Genomic DNA, 19000 nt, shown 5'->3' on the forward strand with positions numbered 1-19000 from the left:
ACGGCACCGGAGCTGTCATATCCCGATGCCGCGTCGGTCCGAGGCCGGGTCAGCTCATGCCCGCGGCGTTCTCGGCCAGCGGAATCACCAGTGGCGCACCGGTTTCCGGGTCGTCGATGATTCGGCAGCCGAGGGCGAAGACCTCGCGCACCAGCTCGGCGGTCGCGATCTCGCGCGGCGCACCGGCGGCGATCACCTGACCGTCGCGCATGGCGATGAGGTGATCGGCGTAGCGGAAGGCGTGGTTGAGGTCGTGCAGGACGGCGACCACGGTCCGGCCGGATTCCCGGTTCAGCGAACGGCACAGGTCCAGCAGCTGGATCTGATGCGCGATGTCCAAATAGGTGGTCGGCTCGTCCAGCAGAATGATCGGCGTCTCCTGCGCCAGCACCATGGCGATCCAGACGCGTTGGCGCTGGCCGCCGGACAGCTCGTCGACCGAGCGGGCGGACAGGTCAGTGACGCCGGTGGCCGCCATGGCCGCGGTGACCGCGGCCTCGTCCGCCTGCGACCACTGCCGCAGCAGGGTCTGGTGCGGATATCGGCCGCGCGCAACCAGATCCGCGACCCGGATGCCGTCCGGGGAAGTGGAGGACTGGGGGAGCAGGCCGATGCGGCGGGCCACCTCCTTGGCCGGATAGGCGGTGATGGCCTTGCCGTCGAGCAGTACGGCGCCGGCTTCCGGGGTGAGCAGCCGGGCCAGCGCGCGCAGCAGGGTGGATTTCCCGCAGGCATTGGGGCCGATGATCACCGTGAAGGCGCCGTCCGGAATGTCCACCGAGAGTTGGTCGCTGATGGTCCGGCCGCGATAGCCGAGGCGCACCTGGTCGGCCCGCAACCGGACCTGATCCCGTGGTGCGCGGTGGCCATTCGTCTGCGCGCGATCCACGCCGTCGGCGGTCAATTCGATGCCGGCGCTGGGTTTGTCGTTCATCGTCGCTTCCCCTAATTCCGTCGCGCCTCGGCGACCAGCACGTACGCCAGATACAACCCGCCCACCGACACGGTGACGACGCCGACCGGAAGCGCCGTGGGCGCGAACAGCCGTTGCGAGATCCAGTCGCAGGTCACCAGCAGCAGCGCACCCATGGCCGCGGCCGGAGCCAACGCGGTGGAGGCCGTGCGCGCCAGGCGACGGCCCAATTGCGGTGCGGCCAAGGCCAGGAAGGCGATGGGCCCGGCGATCGCCGTGGCGACCGAGCAGAACGCGACGCTCAGCACGATCAGCAGCAGGCGGTCCCGTCCGGCCCGGATGCCGAACGCCTGCGCCAGGTCGTCACCCAATTCCAGGATCTGCAAGCGCGGCGCGGCGACGACAGCAAGCACGCCCAGCACCGCCAGCAGGATGAGCGCGGGCGCGACCTGCGCCGAGGTGGCCCCGCTCAGCGAGCCCGCGCCCCAGGCGGCCGCCGAGGTGGCGGCGGCGAGGTCGGCGCGCAGGATGAGCCAGGTATTGACCGAGGCCAGCATGGCGCTGACGCCGATACCCACGATGATCAGCCGGAAGCCGGTGACGTTGTGCCGGAAGGCCAGCAGCTGAATCGCCAGGGCCGCGGCCAATCCGCCGAGGAACGCACCCGCCGAGGTCTCGAATCCGCCGCCGCCCAGCACCAGCATGACGATGAGCGCACCGGTGTAGGCGCCGGTGTTGAAGCCGATCAGATCCGGGCTGCCGAGCGGATTGCGGGTCACCGATTGCAGGATCGCGCCGCTCACCCCGAGGGCCGCGCCCAGCGCCAGCGCCAGCACCACCCGCGGAAATCGCCAGTCCCACACCACAAGCCGGTCGAAGCGCTGATCCCCGACGAACAGCGCACGCAGCACCCGGTCGGGGGGAATCGGGTAATCGCCGGTGCCGAGCGACAATACGGCCACGGCCAGCGCGGCGATGACGAGAATCGCGCACACCACCACGGTGCGAACGCTCACCCGAGCCGCGAGACGCCGGGTTCGGAGCACCAGCACCGAGTGGCCGAAATCGATTGCGGTCATTGCGCACTCACCCGGGGTCGCCGCGCCAGCCAGATCAGGACGGGCGCCCCGAGGAAGGCGGTCACCAATCCGGCCGCGACTTCATCGGGCCGAATGATGATGCGTCCCAGCATATCCGCGCCAAGCACCAGAATCGGCGCGAGCAGCATGGAGTAGGCGACGATCCAGCGTTGGTCGGGTCCGACGATCCAGCGTGCGATGTGCGGCACGGCCAGGCCGACGAAGGTGATCGGGCCCACCGCGGCGGTCGCGGTGCCGCACAGCAGGGTGAGCGCGGTGACGGTGAGCAGCCGGGTCCGCCCGACGTGCACGCCGAGCGCGTGGGCGAGGTCGTCGCCGAGGGCGACCGCGTTGAGCGAGCGCGCGGCGATCACCGCCATCACCAGACCGACGAGAATGAACGGCGCCGCGCCGGCGATGACGTCGTGACCGCGCCCGGTCAACGATCCGGCGTCCCAGTTGCGCATATGGTCGAAGGCCTTGGGGTCCAGCAGCATCAAGCCCTTGGTGAGGCCGGAGAGCACGGCCGTGATGGCGACCCCGGCCAGCGTCAGCCGGACCGGATCGGTCCCTTGCCTGCCCGCCGTGCCCAGCCGATACACCACGATCGACGCTACTGCCGCGCCGATGAACCCGAACCACACATACGAGGTGATCTCGGTGACGCCGAGGAAGGAGACCGCGATCGCGATGACGAAGGCCGCTCCGGCATTGATGCCGAGCAGCCCCGGATCGGCCAGCGGATTGCGGGTCAGCCCCTGCATGAGGCAGCCGGCCACGCCCAGCGCCAGTCCGGCGAGCAGTCCGAGCAGCGTGCGCGGCACCCGGTACTCGGTGACGACCAGTGCGTCCGCCGACCCGTCGCTGCCCCACAGCGCATCCCACACCAGTCCGGCCGGGATCGCCTTGGTGCCGATCATCAGGCTGAGCACACAGGCGGCCACCAGTACGGCGGCCGCCAGCAGCCACCCCGGCCAGCGCCTGGACCGTGCGCGCGTACCTTCCATCTGGTAATTTCTCCACGACTTCCGAGCTGTGACCTGGCCTTCGGCGAAGTTCCGCCGAGTGGGACACAAGCCTCATGAGCAAGGCTATTATTTAGGTTTGCCTACCCTAGCGCGTTAAACCATTCGGTAGTAATCGCCAGTGCACGAACTGCCGAGAACGCGGTGGAGGTCGACGGCCTGGCGCAGGTGAGTGGCCGCGCCGGCAGTGTCGCCGAGTGCCGCCAGGCAGTGGGCCGTGCCCTCCAGGGCACGGGCTTGCTCGATTCGGCTGTCGATGGTGCGGGCCAAGGCCAGCGCATCGGTGAACACCGTCAATGCCTCGCTGGGTTCGCCGGTCGCCAGCAGTACCTTCGCGGTGTTGTTCAACGCCTCGGTTTCGCCGACGCGGTAGCCGATCTCCTGGAACAAGGCCAGGGACTGCCGGGAAAGGTCCGTGGCCTCCGCGTATTTCCCGGTTTCCCGGCACACGGCCCCGAGGTTGGCGAGTGCTTCGGCCTCGCCGATGCGATAGCCGATCTCCCGGAACACGATCAGGGCTTGCCCGGAGAGGTCGGCGGCCTGCTGGTGGTTGCGGGTTCGCTGGTACACGGTGGCGAGGTTGTTGAGGTTGATGGCTTCGCCGAGCCGGTGGCCGATGTCCTGGAACAGGGTCATGGCGTGCTGGATCAGGTCGGCGGCTTGTCCGTAGTCCCCGGTGTCCCGGTGCACGAGACCGAGGTTGCCGATCCAGCGGGCTTCGCTTCGGCGGTGCCCGAATTCCTGGAACAGCGTCGTGGCTTGCCGAAACAGGTCGGCGGCCTGCCGGTAGTCCCCGGTTTCGCGGCGCACGCTGCCGAGGAATCCGAGCGCGTCGGCCTCGCCGAGGGCGTAGCCGGTCTCGCGGAACAGGTGCAAGGCTTGTCCGATCAGGTCCGCGGCCTGGCGATGGTCCCCGTTGTCTCGGAGCAGGCCACCGAGTCTGATCAGCGTGCCGGCTTCGCCCAGCGGGTAGCCGTTCGCCCGGTACAGGGCGCGCGCCTGCCGGAGCAGGTCGGCGGCCTGCCCGACGTCACCGGCGTATCGGTGGAAGCCGCCGAGGTTGGCCAGGGTGTCGGCTTCGCCGATGGGGTTACCGTTCGCCCGGTACAGGGCGTGCGCCCGCCAGAGCAGGTCGGTGGCTTGGTGGTAGTTCCCGGTCTGCCACTGCAGGGTGCCGAGGTTGGTGAGGGCGTTGGCCTGGCCGAGACGATCGCCGATGCGGTCCGCGGCCGCGGCGGCCCGCTGGTGCAGCCGCAGGGCCGATGACCACGGGCCTTCGCGCTCCAGCAATTCCGCCAGCGCCGCGGTCAGCTCGACCATTCGCGTGGGATCGTGGGTGGCGGTGTACTCGATGCAGGCGAGCAGGTTGGCGCGCTCGGTCCGCATCCACGCCAGCGCAGGCATCGCGCCGTCGAACTCCCGCACCAGGGCACCGGTCGCAGTCGGCGGGCGGTTGCCGTCGGTGGCGCGGGGCCTTCGGGTCAGCCATTGATCCGCCGCTGCGGCGGTGGCCCGGTAGTAGTCCAGCAACCGCTGTACCGCGGCGTCGATGGACGACTCCGCCGAGTCGAGGGCGCGCACGTACTCGCGCACCAGATCGTGCAAGCGGTATCGACCGAGTGTGGTCTCCTCGATGAGGTTGTAGGTATAGAGCGCGTCGAGGTCGGTTCGGGCGTCGGCGAGCGGGATGTCGTTCAACGCGGCGACGGCGTAGGCGTCGAAATCGGTGCCGGGGTGTACTCCCAGCCGGCGGAACAGTTGTTGCCTGGCGAGTGACAAATTGTCGTAGGAGGCGGTGAAGGCGGCGCGGACTGCGCGGTGGCCGGCGTCGAGTTCGCCCAGCCGATCCTGGGCGGTGCGGAACTCCTCGGCCAAGCCACTGAGCGTCCAGGCGGGATGGTGCGCGAGCCGGCCGGCGAGCAGCACGATCGCCAACGGCAAATACCCGCACAGCCGGACGAGTTCGGTGACGGCTGCACGGTCGTCGCCTTGCGGTTTCCGTTGGGCCAACCGGTGGAACAGATCGATAGCGCTGTCGGGATCGAGGGTGTCCAGGGGTAGGGGGAGGGCGTCGTCGAGGGCGATGAGTCGGCGGCGGCTGGTGATCAGGGTGAGGCAGTCCGGTCCGGCGGGGAGCAGCGGTTCGATCTGGTCGTGGTCGCAGGCGTCGTCGAGGATCAGCAGGATCCGTTTGGTGGCGACGCGGTCGCGCCATAAGTCGCGGCGGGCTTCGAGGGTGTCCGGGATGTGGCTAGGCGCGATGCCCAGGCCGGTGAGCAATGTGGCGAGTACCTCGGCGGGGTCCGCGGGTGCCTGGCCTGGGGTGTGTGAATTCAATTCGACGAAGAACCTGCCGTCGGGAAACCCGTTCGAGAGCAGATGCGCCGCGCGGGTGACCAAGGCGGTTTTGCCGACGCCGGGCATGCCGTCGATGGTGTGGATGGAGACCACCCGGCCGGGTCCGGCGGCGTCGAGGATTCGCTGCACTTCGACATCGCGCCCGACGAACATCGGGACATCACGTCGTAGCGAGGTCAGTACCGCCGGGCGTACCGGCTCAGTGCTTGCCGCTTTCCACAGCCGCCGCCAGGCCGACCGGTTCGACAAGACCGAAGGGACCGGGCCAGATGTCTGTCGCGCCAGCGAAATCAGCGTCACCAGCACTGGATCCAGCGATTCGAAGCGAGAGGGCACGTTGCGCCCGGACCGCCAATCGCTGATGCGCTGCATCGATGAACGCTGACTCTGGGTAGGTGTGCGCGCGGCCTTCAGCCGTGTCTCGGTGGTGGCCGCGACTCGCTGCAATGTGGGATTGCCTGCGGCTTCCCACAACTCGGCCAACCTGGCCACGAACAGCGCTCGCGGCGAAGCGTCCTCGGCGCCATCGGTCTCGCTCGTCTCGCCACGCACCAACACACGATAATGGCTGGTCTGTCGATTGTGGACCCGCTCAGCGGCACCGCATACGACATCGACGACGTACGCGGTGACCGCTGGTGTGCCCGGGTCAGCTCGCGGACGCCTGCGCGGTGAGGGCGGCGCGCAGGGAGCGGCGGCTGATCTTGCCGACGCTGGTTTCCGGGAAGCTGTCCACGACCTCGAGCAGGTCGGGGATCTTCCAGGTCGCGACGCCGCGCTCGCGGACGAACTGACGGATCTGGCCGAGCGCGGGCGGGGTGGCCGGATCGGCGGCCAGCACGAATACGCAACTGCGCTCGCCGAGCCGCTCATCCGGCACCGAGACGACGATCGCGTCGCGAATCAGCGGGTGGTCCAGCAGATGTGCTTCGATCTCCTCGGCGGAGATCTTCTCGCCGCCGCGGTTGACCCGGTCGCCGAGCCTGCCCTTGACCACCAGGTTGCCGTCCGGGCGCAGGTTCACCACATCGCCGGTGCGGTACCAGCCGTCCGCGGTGAACGAGGACTCGTTGGCCTCGGGGTTGCGGTAGTACCCGCGAATTGTGTACGGCCCCTTGGTGATCAGCAGACCATCGGTGCCGGGCGGGACGTGGTTGCCCGCCTCGTCGACTACCGCGATCTGATCGTGCGGGGACATCGGGCGACCCTGGGTGGCCAGCACCACCTCTTCCGGATCGTCGAGCCGGGTGTAGCAGACCAGGCCCTCGGCCATGCCGAACACCTGCTGCAACGTCGCGCCCAGCGCGGGGCGGATGCGGCGGGCCAGCTCGTCCGGGCAGCGGGCGCCGCCGACGAGCAGCACCCGCAGGCTCGAAATGTCGTACTTGGTACTGGCTTCCGCGCGTTCGACCCAGAGCCGGGCCAGCGGCGGGACCAGTCCGGTGATGGTGACGCCGAACCGCTCGATCGCGCTGAACGCGGTGGTGGGGGAGGGATCGATGGCCATCGCCACGGTGCCGCCCGCGACCAGCGCGCCCAGAATGCCGGGCGAACTCATCGGGAAGTTGTGCGCCACCGGCAACGCCGCGAGGTAGACGCTGCTGCTGTCGAGTTCACACAGCTCGGCGCTGCGCCGCACGCTGTAGAGGTAGTCGTCGTGCGTGCGCGGGATCAGCTTCGGCGTCCCGGTGCTGCCGCCGGACAGTTGCAGGAACGCGACGTCGCCGGCGTCCACCTGCGGCAGCTCGCGGGGTTCGGCGCGCAGGTCGTCGAGGGCGTGGGTGCCGCCGGGCAGCGCGGCGCCCTGCTGGTCCGGGACGATGATCAGGTGCCGCAGCGCGGCCGAGTTGTCCCGCAGGATCGCGGAAAGGGTTGCGTGGTTGAACTTCTGGTGGTGATGGCAGGTGACGATCGCCACAGCGCCGCTGGCCTGCGCGATCGGGATCAGCTCGGACTGGCGGTGCGCGGGCAGACAGAAGACCGGCAGTGCGCCCGCGTAGAACAGCCCGAAGATCACCTCGACGAACTCGGCGATATTGGGCAGCTGGACCAGCACCCGATCACCCGGCTGCACGCCTAGATCCAGGAACCCGGCCGCGAGTGAAGTGGCGCGCGTCGCCAGTTGCGCGTAGGTCCAGCGGTTTCGGTCGTCTACCACGGCAATCGCGTCCGGCGTCGCCGCGGCGCGGGCGCTGAGCATGCTGCCGAAGGTCTCGCCGGTCCAGTACCCCAACGCGCGATATTGCTCGACTTCCGTTGTGGACCACGGGGTTAGGTCGGATTGAGACGGCACTGGCGAACTCCTTCTAGCCGAAACGTTGTTGATTTACTTCTATCAAGAATTAAGGTTAGGCTAAGTATATGTCTAGGGAGAGTAAAGCCGAAGGTGGTGTGATCGTCACCGGTGCGGCCCGTGGTATAGGCCGCGCGGCGGCACAAATCTTCGCGGCCAGGTCCGCGGCGCCGGTGGTGCTGTGGGATCAGGATCCTTCCGTGCACGACACCGCCGCCGAGATCGGCTCGGCCCGGGGCGAGAGCATCACCCATGCGCAGCAGGTCGACGTGACCGACGCCGATTCGGTGGACAAGGCGTTCGCCGCGGCCGCCGAGCGGGTCGGTCCGATCGGGTCCGTCGTACACGCGGCGGGCATCCTGGAAACCGGTTCGGTAGCGGAATTGACCGGCGCGCAATGGGATCGGTGCCTGGCGGTGAACGCCACCGGGACGATGAACGTCACCCGGCGGGCCGCCGCCGTGCTCGCCGCGAACGGGGGCGGCTCGATCGTGGTCGTCACCTCGAACGCCGCGGGCACCCCGCGGGTCGGCATGGCGGCCTACGGCGCGTCCAAGGCCGCGGCGCGCGCGTTCGCGATGGCCCTCGGCCTGGAGGTGGCCGCCGCCGGCGTCCGGGTGAACATGGTGTCCCCCGGCTCCACCGACACGCCTATGTTGCGCGGCATGTGGGCCGAGGACGCGGCCGAATTGTCCGAGTCCGCCCGCGATCACGTGCTCGCCGGTGATCCCGCGAACTTCCGCCTCGGCATCCCGCTGCGCCGGGTGGCGCAGCCCGAGGATGTCGCCGAAAGCATCTACTTCCTGACTTCCCCGCGTGCTCGCCACATCACCATGCACGACCTGCGGGTCGATGGTGGCGCCACGTTCGACGCCTGACACTGTCCGACATCACTGAACAGGAGAAGACTGTTGGCTATCCCGCCGATAGCACCGTATTCGATCCCGGGACGCGACGATGTCGTGTCGAATCAGGTGCCGTGGTCGCTGGACCCGTCGCGCTCGGCGCTGCTGATCCACGACATGCAGCGGTACTTCATCGACGCGTATGAGCTGGACCAGGAACCGATCTCGACGGTCATCGCGAACATCCGGCGGCTGCGTGAACGGTGCAACGCGGCCGGCGTTCCGGTGATCTACACCATGCAGCCCGGCGATCAACATCCTTCGCGCCGCGGCATTCTCGCGGATTTCTGGGGCAGCGGCCTGACCACGGGTCCGTCCACCGAGGTGGTCGGCGACCTGACGCCCGGCCCGGCCGACATCCAGGTGACCAAGTGGCGCTACTCGGCGTTCCAGCGGACCGACCTGCGCGAGTTGCTGAACCACTACAACCGCGACCAGCTGGTCGTCACCGGCGTGTACGCGCACATGGGCTGCATGCTCAGCGCCGCGGACGCGTTCATGAACGACATCAAGCCGTTCGTGGTGCTGGACGCGACCGCCGACTTCGGCCGCGACGAGCACCTGATGGCGATGAACTACGTAGCCCGCCGCTGTGGCGCGGTGACGACGACCGACGCGCTGGAATTCGCGCTGCGGCAATCGAATGCGGCCTGACCCGGCTTGCTGACCGACACGGAGGAAATCATGAGCGAGTCGATGACCCTCGGCCGCCAGGACGTGATCGCCGATATCGCGGCCGCGTTGGGTGTGACACCGGATGAGGTGCCGGTAGACGGGGATCTCACCGATGCAGGGCTGGATTCGGTGCGACTGATGTCACTGGTGGAGAAGTGGCGCGCGGCCGGCGTGGACGAGGCCGACTTCGCGACCTTGGCGGCCGAGCCGGTGCTGAGCGCCTGGCTCGACGTCCTTGTGCCCGCTGACCGGGCGGGGAGGTAGTTACGGCGAGTGCCTCGGCCGGCTTGATCGGCGACGAAATCGCGTAGCCCGGTGCCTGTCCAGGCATCTGGGTCGATGAAGCACGCTGCCTGGGGGGACCCCGGGGCTAGAACGTACCTCTTGACAGGTTTAGGAGTGCCTATCCTAAGCTCACCGCATCCCGACCACACCTAAGAAGGATCTAAGAATGTTGATGAGGAACTTTGCCGCGACGGCCACGCTGCTGATCGCAGCGCTCGGCGTCTCGGCCGGCACCGTCAACGCGGCTCCGGCCGCGGACGCTGACGCGCCGATCAATTTCACCGCCGAGTCCACCGACTCCCAGGCGATCGTCTCCATCGACGCAGGCTCGATCGTCGTCGAGGGCGACGCGCTGAAGATCAAGGCGGCCAACGGCACCACCGTCGCCGGTACCCCGCTGAAGTTCCGGATCGACGAGTTCGAGTTCCCGATCGCGGCCGACGTCGCGGGCCGCACCGCGACCCTGACCCCGCAGCTCGATATGACCAAGGCCACCTACAAGCCGGTCGCCCTGCCCTTCGAAGACAAGGCGCCGTGGAAGTCCGAATACGACCGTGAGCAGGCCGCCTGGTCGCGGATGACCGGCACGATCAGCCTCGGCGCCAGCATCGCCACCCTGGTCGGCGGCCTCGGCGGCGCGGCTGTCGGCTGCGTCCTGGGCGGCGCGCTCGGCGGCGTGATCGTCGGCGGCACCATCGTCGGCCTGTTCGGCCCGTTCGTCGGTGGCATCATCGCCGGCTGCCTCGGTGGCGCGGCCGCCATGGGTGCCCTCGGCACCGTCGCGGGCCAGATCTTCATCACCGCGCCGGTCGCGATCGCCGCGGCGATCCAGTACTTCACCACGATCAACCAGCCGTTCACCCCGGCCCCCGCCCCCAAGTAATACCTTTTCGTCCCTGATCAGGCCCCGCTCCGGCGGGGCCTGATCTGTTTGCGCACAACGACTGTCACGCGCTCGGCGCGCTCACATAGGGGAGATCGCGGTCGGCCCACGCGGCCATGCTCGCCAGGACCGATTCGAGCCGTTGGCCTGCCGGCGTCAATTCGTATTCCACTCGCGGCGGTACCTCGGCGTAGGCGGTGCGGGTGACCAGTCCGGTGAGTTCGAACCTTTGCAGGCGTGCGGACAAGGTTTTCGGGCTGATGCCGGGTAGCGCGGTGCGCAGGGCGGTGAAGCGTTTGGGGCCGTCGAGGAGTTCGCGCACGATCAACGTGGCCCACGGTCCGTCGAGCACGACGAGGAACCGCGCGATCGGACATTCCGGCAGCGGGTGAGGCAGCTCACTCATGCGTTCTCCATTAGTTCATTTGAAGTAACTGGTTCCCCAACGGAACTATAGGCGTGTACCTGCTAGGACGCCAACCAAGGGAGAACGACATGACCACGACCGTCAGCACGGCGATCGCAGTGGCCACGCGGAACTACGAGCTGTATGACACCGGGAATGTGGCCGGCGTCGATGAGGTGTTCGCGCCTGACTTGATCGATCACAACCCGGTTCCCGGCGTTGCCTCCGGGATCGAGGGGATGCGGTTCTTGATCGGCGAGGTCCGGGACGGGTTCACCGGGACTCGGCACGAGATCATCTTTCAGGCGGAGTTGCGTGATGGGTGGGTGGTCAACCATTGGCGGATGACGGCCGATCACACCGGCGATGCGTTCGGCTGGCCGGCCAGCGGGCGTCCGGTGTCGTTCACCGGCACCGATATCGTGCGCGTGGTCGACGGCCGGATCGCCGAGATCTATCACGTCGAAGAGCTGCTGCAAATGCAGATGCAGGTGACCGCGTAGTTGTCGCGGCACGCGGTGAGCGCCGCACGCGGGCGGCGCTCACCGGAGTGAATTCTGTTGTTGTGCTGTAGGTTACGAGGGCAGGGGGCCGACGGGTACTGGAGTGCGGTGTGCCACTTCGGGTTCCGGTCGCCGGATCTCCAGTAGTCCGGCGGCGCCGAACTTCCGGACGAGTTCGGAGTCGGTGATGACCTCGAGGAATTTCTCCACGTGCATCGACTTGTCCCGCGCGTGCACCGTCAATTCCCGGCGAATCGGACGGGACAGCCGAATGATGGACAGCAGCCGGGCCGATCCGTGCAGCGCCATCTTCGGCACCAGCGCGACGCCGACGCCGTGTTCGACCAGGCTCAGCGCGGTGGTCACGTCGGGGGCCCGGACGGCGAATCGGACATGCACGCCGGCCCGGCCTGCCTCGCGCGAAACCGTATCGGTGAGATCGGAATTCGAGCCGCAGCGGATCCAGGGCGCCTCGACGAGCTGCTTCCATGAACCGTCGAAGCTGCTGCGCTGGCTCGGATGGCAGACGACGACGAGTTCCTCCTCGCCGAAGCAGTGCACAACCCGCGAGCTGGACTGCTCGAGCGGGCCGACGGCGAGATCGAGCGCACCCTCTTCCAGGGTCGCGTTGAGCTCGCGGAGGTCGGTGAACGCCCGGACCTCGATGCTGTCGATATTGCGTTCGTGGCGCATCCGGTAGATGAGCGGCGGCAGCAGTTTCTGCGCGATGGTCGGCGTGGTGCCGACGGTCATCACGCCGTCGCCGAAGGTCTGCCCCATGGCCATCGCCTGCCGGGCGGACTCGACCACATCCGAGGCCTGGGCGAAGAACTCCCGGCCGAACTTGGTCAGTCTCGACCGGCGCGAGCGCGGATCGAACACCTTCCGGCCGAGTGAGGTCTCCAGCGCGTCGATCTGTTGCGACATCGCGGACGGAGTTATTCCGAACCGCCTGGCGGCAGCAGACAGCGAGCCGAGTTGCACCGCGTTGACAAAGTAATCGAACTGTCGCAGCGTGATCGTATTTGAAGTTAGCAAGGGGTAATCAGACATCGGCAACCTTTGTATCGAGCCGTCGGCTCATCCGCAGCACCTTCGGTCCACACTGAAAATTAAGTGAGCATTCCGTCACCGAGTCATGGCACCTGCCGGTCGACACGGACCGGCAAACACATCACATTCTTTCGTTAACTGTGCGTTCATCCGCGAATTGTGGCGAGAGTCTGAATGACCGCCTTCGGGGTGTTACGCCGACTTGTGTGCAAGCAGTATCTACTGCGACGACTGTTACGTCAAACGTTACGCCAAGCTAAACCTTCCTGTTGCCCAGATCACCTTGTGTCTTCAACTGAATAACTCTGCAAAGCCCCGACCAGGGGATGTCATTGGAGAACGGTCGCTCGCCAAGTGCGGGCACGTGACCTTCCTTCGCGGTCGCAGGATGCCCGTCATGCCCCCATTTTGACCACAAATGGCCTTGGCTAGGTGCTGATTCAAGGCAAATCTCACATGACTTTAGCTGGCCTAACAACTACCGCTCGACGCCATTCGGGAGGGCTCTGATCGGAATTCGGCCTGTTTCATCCGGAAGGACTGAACGGAGTGCTTCGTGTCCGTGCTGTGATCGGGTGGTGATCTGTTGTGGTAGTGCATGTGATCTGGTCGTGATCGGGAAATCGGACATCAGTTAATCGCATCTTGATTCGATGTAAGAATGTCCGTTCTGCTTGTTCGTCACACCCGTGAGTTCTACGCTCCAAAATGGAAGCCGACAGCCCGCAGGACCGCGTACTTGACCGCAGAGCGGCGGTCGAAAACGGCTCCCGACCGGCAGTTCGAACCAGGTCGTACCCAGCGGAGGGGCTGTCGGCTTCGCCAGCGATCGATCATTTCGAAGGAAGGCACTCATGGGGAAGCACAGCGCGCCGCGAAACAACGTCGTCCCCGCGCGATTGGCGATGCTCTCGACGGCGACGCTGATCGGCCTGGCGGTCTCGGCCAACGGCGGTGCGGGGCAGGCCATCGCCGACGACACGAACTCGACCTCGGCTTCGGGTGACGGCGTGTGGGTCGCGCCGCCGAAGCGTGCGCTGGTCTCGGTGGCGCCCGTGTCCTATCCGCAGCAGACGCGGCTGGACGGTTTCGCGGCCGCGCCGGCCGAGCTGCCGGTGCGCCGCGCCGACCGTCCGGCCGGCAAGCTGGGCGGAAATACCAAGCCGCGCAGCGAGAATCCGGGTGGCACCGGTAAGCCGGGCGGGAACACGGCACCGCTGGCCGCCCTCGTGGACACGCTCGCCACCGGCAGTGCCGCGCTGCCCGCACCGCTGCGCGCGGTGCTGGACGACCTGGTCAAGCAGGTCGGGCCGGTCCTGGCGAAGGGCTTGATCCAGCTGATCACCAGTAACAACCAGCCGAGCCCGACCCCGGCGCCGAGCCCGGCTCCGAAGGGCAGGCACGCGGCGCCCGCGCACGCCGCACCCGCTGCCGTCGTCACCGAGGACGACAGCGACGATCTCGAAGGCGACGATCTCGGCAGCGACGAAACCGATGACTTCGCCGCCGACGACATCGATGACGCCACCGACGACATCTCCGCCGCCGACAGCTACATCGCTGACTCCACCGACGGCGACGACCTCGCCGTCACCGCCGCCGACGCCGTCCCGGACGCCGACGCGGATTGGCAACCACTGGCGCTCGGTCCGACCACGGTCGGCTGATACCGCTTTTCTGTTTCTATACGCTCGACAACTCTCGAAGGAAATAGTGCGTTTCTCTCCCGCTACAATGCTGTCTTTTTCCACTGCTATCGGCGTCTCGGCCATTGCCCTCTCCGCCGTCACCGGGGCGCCTGCGGCCCTCGCTGCGCCCCAGTCCCAATCTCCGGCCGACACGGTGGTCAGCCTCACCAACGCCGAGCGCGCCAAAGCCGGCTGTTCGCCGCTGAAAGCGGAAAGCCATCTTACCCAAGCCGCGCAAGGCCATTCGGAAGATATGGCCGCCGGCGGCTTCATGGATCACAACTCGTCGAAGGGCGATCCGGGCGACCGGATCAGCGCCGCCGGATATCGGGCGCGGACCTGGGCGGAGAATATCGCCGCCGGTCAACGCAGCGCGGAGGAGGTGGTCGACGCGTGGATGCACAGCGCGGGCCACCGCGCGAACATCCTGAACTGCGGGTTGAAGGACATCGGCGTCGGCTACGCCAAGGGCGGGAACGGCACGCCCTATTGGACGCAGGACTTCGGCACGTCCAATGGGCAGAGCGACGAGAAGCCCGCGGAGCCCGGCGGTAAGCCGGGTGGCGAGAAGCCCGGTGGCGAAAAGCCGGGTGGGGAAAAGCCCGGTGGCGAGAAGCCCGGCGGGGAAAAGCCGGGCGGGGGCAACAAGCCCGGCAAGCCCGGCGGCGGTTCGCCGTGGGATCCGTGGAATCCATGGAACCCGGGCGGCGACGACTCTTCGGACAATGGCGACAATTCGCCGTGGGATCCGTGGGGCGATGGTTCCGATGACAATTCGGACAATGGAGACAATCCCTGGGATTCGGGCTGGAATCCTTGGGATTCGTGGGGTACCGACGATTCCGCGAACACGGGCGACTCCTGGGATCCCTGGGGTGACGGCTCCGATTCGCCGTCGAACAACGGCGGCGACGCGGCGTGGGATGCGTGGAGCAAGAGCTTCGACGAGATCCTCGGACAGTTCGCGGGCAAGGGTCGCTGGTAGCACTCCTCACGAACGGTGCCGCCGAACTCGACGAGGAGTTCGGCGGCACCTTTATGTCCGCCGGCCGAGCGCTTCTCGGTCGGCGGACTTTGCCGTGCCGGTTCAGCTGTTCGGCGGGGTGCTCGTGCAAGTGGGGTGCTCGATGTCGGTCGGATCCAGCGCGTTGAGCACGAGCTGGGCCACCACCTTGTCGTAGGGCAGCAGCAGGTGGTCGGTCAGGTCGCCGGGGCAGTAGTCCTGCACGATGTGGTTGGTGATGTTCTGGCCCTGCACGATTCCGCTGGAGTACGGCACCACGAACTCGTCGTGACTGGTGACGATGTTGGTGTAGGTGACGCCGGGAACCGTTGGGCCACTTGCGGAAAGCTTGCGCAGGAACTCCGAGCCGGTCTGAATCTGTAAGCAGGCGGCGCACACCGGATCCATGACCGCGCCGAGCGCAGGCGTGAGCCGCAACCTGGCGGCCAGCGCGGTGAACAGCGCCCCGAACCCGAGCGAGCTGGTGCCCTGCCACCCCGGACCGATCGAGATGAACCGATCGATTTTGTTCGCGCCCCCAAGGAATTTGGCGTAATAGTCGGTGACCAGACTGCCTTCCGAGTGCGCGACGATGTCGACATTCTGCGCCCCCGTCGCCGCCCGCACCTTGATGATGAAGTCGCGCAACTGCTGCGCGCTCTGCTCGATCGGCAACAGTCCGCCGAGCGCGCCCAGTGGCGCCGGCATGCCGGGGAGCGAACCGTAGGTCAACGCGTACACGCAGTACCCGTTGTTCGCCAGCAACGGCGCGAGCGCACCCCAGTCCAGCCGCACGGTCTCCGGCCCGCCGTGCACCAGCACGATCGGATTCGGATGCAGCGCAGTAGGTTTGCACGCCCAGTCGTTGGCTCCGGTCGGCGGCGCACCCGGATGATCCGCCTCGGCATCGACCGCATCGCTGAACAGATACGAGACGGGATGCGGCGCCCGCGACCCCGGCGGCTCGCCAGAAGCAGTGGGCGAGGCCAGAACTCCGGCGAGAACCGCCGCGGCGGTCATCCAGACAACGGGCTTGTGGCGCATAACCGGACCCCTTTCTCCGACCAAGTCCAGACCCACTATCTGTCCGAGAAGTGACCGCGACAACACACCTCGGTAGCCATCCTGTTGTCTTTGTCACCACCCCGCAACGAACATCACCACAACTTAATTCGCTTAAGTGCCGCAACACATTTGGATGTTCCGGAGGATGCAGAACATAGCAGACTGCTCGCCTGGGCCGATCGCGACGAATCGACACGATATTCGCACCGATCCGGGATGCACTCGGGTCCGAATACATCGAAGTACGGTGACCCAGACTGGCTGGTCCACCTCGATGGTTGGGAGTAGCGATGGGATTCGAACGTGTCCGGAACGTCTTGATCGGAGTTTGCGCCGTGTCGGCGACGGCGCTCGGATGGGTCACTGCCGGGCCGTCGGTCGCAGCTGTGGAGCCACTGCCTGTAGTGCCGGATGCCGCGCACAAATGCGCCGCCGACTCGAAGACCTACAAGGAGTTCAAGGATTGCATGAGCAAGACAGATCCGTGTGAGTCCGCGGGACCGGCTGAGGGGGACTCCGAGTCGGGACCAGTGGAGCAGCAGACGGAGGGGTTGCCGGGATGCCCACAACCTGTGTCCGGACCTCCGGTCAAGGGATAAGTAGGTATCCACGTGGTCAACTCGGTGGCGGCCCGGCTACCACCTCTCGACCCTCGGCACGTGCTCGATCGGTATGGCCGCCCGGAGACTCGACGCCGCTACTCGAAGGGCGAGTTCGTCGACCTGTGGGAGACCGCGACGCGTCGGACGATGACCAGAGCGGAACGGGAGACCCTGGCCCGAGGGTGTGTCGGCGTGACGATGCTGCGTCTCGGCTTGTCCGAGTGTGCGCCGCCGACCAACCTTGCCTTCGGTGATCCGGGTACGCACCGAGCGATCGCGACCGCCGAAGCTGTTCTGGCGCTTGGCGAAGTGGCCAACGTCAGGGTGCGAAATTTCCGGGCCTGCGTCGCCGAGGCAACGGAGGAAGACTTACGAGCGCGGCTCGAGCACGGTCTGGAGCAGGCGAGAGCGACCGCGCGGGATATCTGGACCGGCATACCCAAAGAGCGGATAAAGCGCATGCGGGATGCCCGGTTCGCGGCGAAGCTCGAGGGCGATCGACGGACCTTCGCTCGGGTATCGGAATACGTCCTCGGGCTGAGCGACATACTCGCCACGGAACCGAGCGACGCCCGTTGCTTCCTGCGTTCGGTGGCAGCGGATCCGGACCTCTCGCTGCTGCGGGGTCTCGACCGGAACCTGCCTGCCGGCTGCCCGCGAGATTGGGAAACGGTCATCTTCGCGAAGCGCTTCTGGTCAGGTCAGGAGCATATTCGAGACGAGGACGGGAACTTCGTCCGCAACGCCGCGGGGCTGCGCCGCACCCGTTCCAGCGAAACGCCGGACGCCACCGGCTTCGTGCCGGACCCGATGACCGGACAGGTCGACATGTCCGGCGACTTCTTACGAGGTAAGCCCGGGCACACCAACTTCGACTACGGGTTCTATGACCTTCGATCCGACAGTTGGTGGCATGCGAATCATCGAGAATTCGACAACGCACAGCCCATGTACGTCTATCAGAGCTCCGCGGAGAGGTTCTTCACCGGCCGACCGGACTTCGATCGATCAGTGATGTGCATCGGCTTCGTGAACAGATCCGTCGATCGGGACGACCTCGACCCCGCTGCTGGTGGCAGCGGGGTCGGGTGGGTCAGGCGGTGAACGGTCCCGCTTCGCCGAAGGCCAAGTCGGCGAAGCGTTCGCCGATCCGCCGTTGGGCGGCGGGGTCGGGGTGGAGCTGGTCGGGGAGGGGGAGCTCCACGAAATCGGTTTCGCCGTAGAGCGAGCGGCCGTCGAGGTAGTGCAGGTTGGGGTCGTCGGCGGCGCGCTGTTTGACGATTCGGGCCAGTTCGTCGCGGATCGTGTTGAGGGTGAGTCGTCCCATCGCCCGGTCGGCCGGGTCGCCGGTGGCGCGGAAAGTCACTCTCGTGCCGTCGAATTCGAGGGCGCCCGGGCCTGGGGTGTCCTCGTGCACGGGGCACAGGATGGGGGACACGACCAGCAGCGGTGTGGTGGGGTGCCCGTCCCGGATCAGGTCGAGGAACCCGTGCACCGCCGGGCCGAACGCCCGCATCCGCATCGCGTCGACATTGACCACGTTGATGCCGAGCTTGAGGCTGATCAGATCCGCCGGGGTGTCGCGAATGGTGCGCGCGACGAACGGATCCAGCACGCTGTTCCCGCGCAGGCTCAGGTTGATCAGCTCGACCCCGGCCAGGGTGGAGGCCAGCGCCGGCCACGTCTGGGTCGGGACCTCGGCGTTGGAGCCGTGGCTGATCGAACTGCCGTGGTGCAGCCACGTTTTGCGACCGCGGTCCGGTGTCACCTCGACCGGCGCGTCCGTGCGCAGGGCGACCAGCTCGGTGATTTCGGTGTGCGGCAGCCAGATCTCGACATCCTTCGGTTCGGCCGACAGGTCGGTGAATCGGACGGTGCCGACCGCTCCCTGCTCGGTGACCTTGGACTGGGTGGCCATGTCGATGATGTGCCGGGTGCCGCCGGGCACGCTGGCCCGACCGGCGGGCCTGCCGTCGACGCGCAGTTCGTAGACACCGTCCGCGGGTGCCGGGGCGCCCTTGTACACGGTCCGCGTCGGCAGCACGTCCAGCTCGACAGTGGTTGCGCTGGTGTGGAATACCACGCGCACGCCGGCGGGCTGGGCTTCGACCATCGCCAGGTAGTCGTCCGGGTATTGGGCCAGGGCCCAGGCCGGAAGCCGGTGCGGCAGAACACCGTTCGCGGTGTGCTCGAGTTCGAGCGCGCCACGCAGGATGGGTAACTCGATGGGGGTGGTGATCCAGTTCGTCATGGGGTGTTCCTTA

General features: G+C 67.1%; 17 protein-coding genes. 8 read left to right on the forward strand and 9 right to left on the reverse strand.

The window, feature by feature from the left end; genetic code table 11:
* Window positions 1–49 precede the first annotated feature (49 nt).
* The 5 genes from AB0M22_RS01385 to AB0M22_RS01405 all read right to left on the reverse strand — a co-directional run bounded on the left by AB0M22_RS01385 (window position 50) and on the right by AB0M22_RS01405 (window position 7575).
* A complete protein-coding gene (locus tag AB0M22_RS01385) occupies window positions 50–934 on the reverse strand; it encodes an ABC transporter ATP-binding protein (RefSeq protein WP_364719555.1) in 885 nt (294 codons plus the stop codon).
* Between the two features lie 11 nt (window positions 935–945).
* Window positions 946–1992, reverse strand: a complete 1047-nt coding sequence (locus tag AB0M22_RS01390) for an iron chelate uptake ABC transporter family permease subunit (protein WP_364719557.1) — start codon at window positions 1990–1992, stop codon at window positions 946–948.
* The gene (locus AB0M22_RS01395) at window positions 1989–2999 is read right to left on the reverse strand and encodes an iron chelate uptake ABC transporter family permease subunit (protein WP_364719560.1); all 1011 of its coding nucleotides are present in this window, start codon (window positions 2997–2999) and stop codon (window positions 1989–1991) included. The genes AB0M22_RS01390 and AB0M22_RS01395 overlap by 4 nt, the downstream gene beginning before the upstream one ends.
* 114 nt (window positions 3000–3113) lie before the next feature.
* Entirely contained in the window at window positions 3114–5927 is a 2814-nt protein-coding gene (locus AB0M22_RS01400) for a tetratricopeptide repeat protein (protein WP_364719563.1), read from the reverse strand.
* A gap of 97 nt (window positions 5928–6024) precedes the next feature.
* Window positions 6025–7575: an AMP-binding protein gene (locus AB0M22_RS01405; protein WP_364721592.1), complete on the reverse strand. Its 1551-nt coding sequence runs from the start codon at window positions 7573–7575 to the stop codon at window positions 6025–6027.
* A 161-nt stretch (window positions 7576–7736) separates the two neighbouring features.
* On the opposite strand from AB0M22_RS01405, the gene AB0M22_RS01410 reads away from it, so the two are divergent.
* The 4 genes from AB0M22_RS01410 (at window position 7737) to AB0M22_RS01425 (ending at window position 10416) form a co-directional block, all read left to right on the forward strand.
* Complete coding sequence (locus AB0M22_RS01410; protein WP_364719565.1) at window positions 7737–8546, forward strand: SDR family oxidoreductase; 810 nt, start codon at window positions 7737–7739, stop codon at window positions 8544–8546.
* Window positions 8547–8579: 33 nt separating this feature from the next.
* Window positions 8580–9227 (forward strand): isochorismatase family protein, encoded by a 648-nt coding sequence (locus AB0M22_RS01415; protein WP_364719568.1) that lies wholly within the window; start codon window positions 8580–8582, stop codon window positions 9225–9227.
* A 30-nt stretch (window positions 9228–9257) separates the two neighbouring features.
* Window positions 9258–9512 (forward strand): phosphopantetheine-binding protein, encoded by a 255-nt coding sequence (locus AB0M22_RS01420; RefSeq protein WP_364719571.1) that lies wholly within the window; start codon window positions 9258–9260, stop codon window positions 9510–9512.
* Window positions 9513–9699: 187 nt separating this feature from the next.
* A complete protein-coding gene (locus AB0M22_RS01425) occupies window positions 9700–10416 on the forward strand; it encodes a hypothetical protein (RefSeq protein WP_364719573.1) in 717 nt (238 codons plus the stop codon).
* A gap of 64 nt (window positions 10417–10480) precedes the next feature.
* Here the strand turns inward: AB0M22_RS01425 and AB0M22_RS01430 are convergent, their stop codons facing one another.
* Entirely contained in the window at window positions 10481–10822 is a 342-nt protein-coding gene (locus AB0M22_RS01430; protein WP_364719576.1) for a helix-turn-helix domain-containing protein, read from the reverse strand.
* A gap of 89 nt (window positions 10823–10911) precedes the next feature.
* Between AB0M22_RS01430 and AB0M22_RS01435 the strand changes: the two genes are divergently transcribed.
* Window positions 10912–11325 carry an ester cyclase gene (locus AB0M22_RS01435; protein ID WP_364719578.1) on the forward strand — a complete coding sequence of 138 codons (414 nt, stop codon included), beginning with the start codon at window positions 10912–10914 and terminating at the stop codon, window positions 11323–11325.
* 72 nt (window positions 11326–11397) lie between these two features.
* Here AB0M22_RS01435 and AB0M22_RS01440 read toward each other — a convergent pair whose 3' ends face one another.
* Window positions 11398–12378, reverse strand: coding sequence for a LysR family transcriptional regulator (locus AB0M22_RS01440; RefSeq protein ID WP_364719580.1), 981 nt, complete (start codon window positions 12376–12378; stop codon window positions 11398–11400).
* An 854-nt stretch (window positions 12379–13232) separates the two neighbouring features.
* Between AB0M22_RS01440 and AB0M22_RS01445 the strand changes: the two genes are divergently transcribed.
* Both AB0M22_RS01445 and AB0M22_RS01450 read left to right on the forward strand, forming a co-directional pair.
* The gene (locus AB0M22_RS01445; RefSeq protein ID WP_364719583.1) at window positions 13233–14045 is read left to right on the forward strand and encodes a hypothetical protein; all 813 of its coding nucleotides are present in this window, start codon (window positions 13233–13235) and stop codon (window positions 14043–14045) included.
* 46 nt (window positions 14046–14091) lie between these two features.
* On the forward strand, window positions 14092–15051 hold the full coding sequence (locus AB0M22_RS01450) for a CAP domain-containing protein (RefSeq protein ID WP_364719585.1): 960 nt from the start codon (window positions 14092–14094) through the stop codon (window positions 15049–15051).
* Between the two features lie 102 nt (window positions 15052–15153).
* Here AB0M22_RS01450 and AB0M22_RS01455 read toward each other — a convergent pair whose 3' ends face one another.
* Window positions 15154–16113 carry an alpha/beta fold hydrolase gene (locus AB0M22_RS01455; RefSeq protein WP_364719587.1) on the reverse strand — a complete coding sequence of 320 codons (960 nt, stop codon included), beginning with the start codon at window positions 16111–16113 and terminating at the stop codon, window positions 15154–15156.
* Between the two features lie 680 nt (window positions 16114–16793).
* Between AB0M22_RS01455 and AB0M22_RS01460 the strand changes: the two genes are divergently transcribed.
* The gene (locus AB0M22_RS01460) at window positions 16794–17840 is read left to right on the forward strand and encodes a hypothetical protein (RefSeq protein WP_364719589.1); all 1047 of its coding nucleotides are present in this window, start codon (window positions 16794–16796) and stop codon (window positions 17838–17840) included.
* On the opposite strand, the gene AB0M22_RS01465 is transcribed toward AB0M22_RS01460, so the two are convergent.
* On the reverse strand, window positions 17830–18987 hold the full coding sequence (locus AB0M22_RS01465) for a GDSL-type esterase/lipase family protein (RefSeq protein ID WP_364719592.1): 1158 nt from the start codon (window positions 18985–18987) through the stop codon (window positions 17830–17832). The genes AB0M22_RS01460 and AB0M22_RS01465 overlap by 11 nt on opposite strands.
* Window positions 18988–19000 lie beyond the last annotated feature (13 nt).

Origin of the sequence: Nocardia sp. NPDC051756, assembly GCF_040681495.1 — a bacterium.
GTDB lineage: Bacteria > Actinomycetota > Actinomycetes > Mycobacteriales > Mycobacteriaceae > Nocardia.

Excerpts from the sequence above, each read along its gene's own strand:
- AB0M22_RS01465 (WP_364719592.1), bottom strand. The coding sequence starts at position 18,987 with ATGACGAACTGGATCACCACCCCCATCGAGTTACCCATCCTGCGTGGC.
- AB0M22_RS01385 (WP_364719555.1), bottom strand. The coding sequence starts at position 934 with ATGAACGACAAACCCAGCGCCGGCATCGAATTGACCGCCGACGGCGTG.
- AB0M22_RS01445 (WP_364719583.1), top strand. The coding sequence starts at position 13,233 with ATGGGGAAGCACAGCGCGCCGCGAAACAACGTCGTCCCCGCGCGATTG.
- AB0M22_RS01430 (WP_364719576.1), bottom strand. The coding sequence starts at position 10,822 with ATGAGTGAGCTGCCTCACCCGCTGCCGGAATGTCCGATCGCGCGGTTC.
- AB0M22_RS01410 (WP_364719565.1), top strand. The coding sequence starts at position 7,737 with ATGTCTAGGGAGAGTAAAGCCGAAGGTGGTGTGATCGTCACCGGTGCG.
- AB0M22_RS01390 (WP_364719557.1), bottom strand. The coding sequence starts at position 1,992 with ATGACCGCAATCGATTTCGGCCACTCGGTGCTGGTGCTCCGAACCCGG.
- AB0M22_RS01395 (WP_364719560.1), bottom strand. The coding sequence starts at position 2,999 with ATGGAAGGTACGCGCGCACGGTCCAGGCGCTGGCCGGGGTGGCTGCTG.
- AB0M22_RS01420 (WP_364719571.1), top strand. The coding sequence starts at position 9,258 with ATGAGCGAGTCGATGACCCTCGGCCGCCAGGACGTGATCGCCGATATC.
- AB0M22_RS01435 (WP_364719578.1), top strand. The coding sequence starts at position 10,912 with ATGACCACGACCGTCAGCACGGCGATCGCAGTGGCCACGCGGAACTAC.
- AB0M22_RS01405 (WP_364721592.1), bottom strand. The coding sequence starts at position 7,575 with ATGCTCAGCGCCCGCGCCGCGGCGACGCCGGACGCGATTGCCGTGGTA.
- AB0M22_RS01440 (WP_364719580.1), bottom strand. The coding sequence starts at position 12,378 with ATGTCTGATTACCCCTTGCTAACTTCAAATACGATCACGCTGCGACAG.
- AB0M22_RS01455 (WP_364719587.1), bottom strand. The coding sequence starts at position 16,113 with ATGCGCCACAAGCCCGTTGTCTGGATGACCGCCGCGGCGGTTCTCGCC.
- AB0M22_RS01425 (WP_364719573.1), top strand. The coding sequence starts at position 9,700 with ATGTTGATGAGGAACTTTGCCGCGACGGCCACGCTGCTGATCGCAGCG.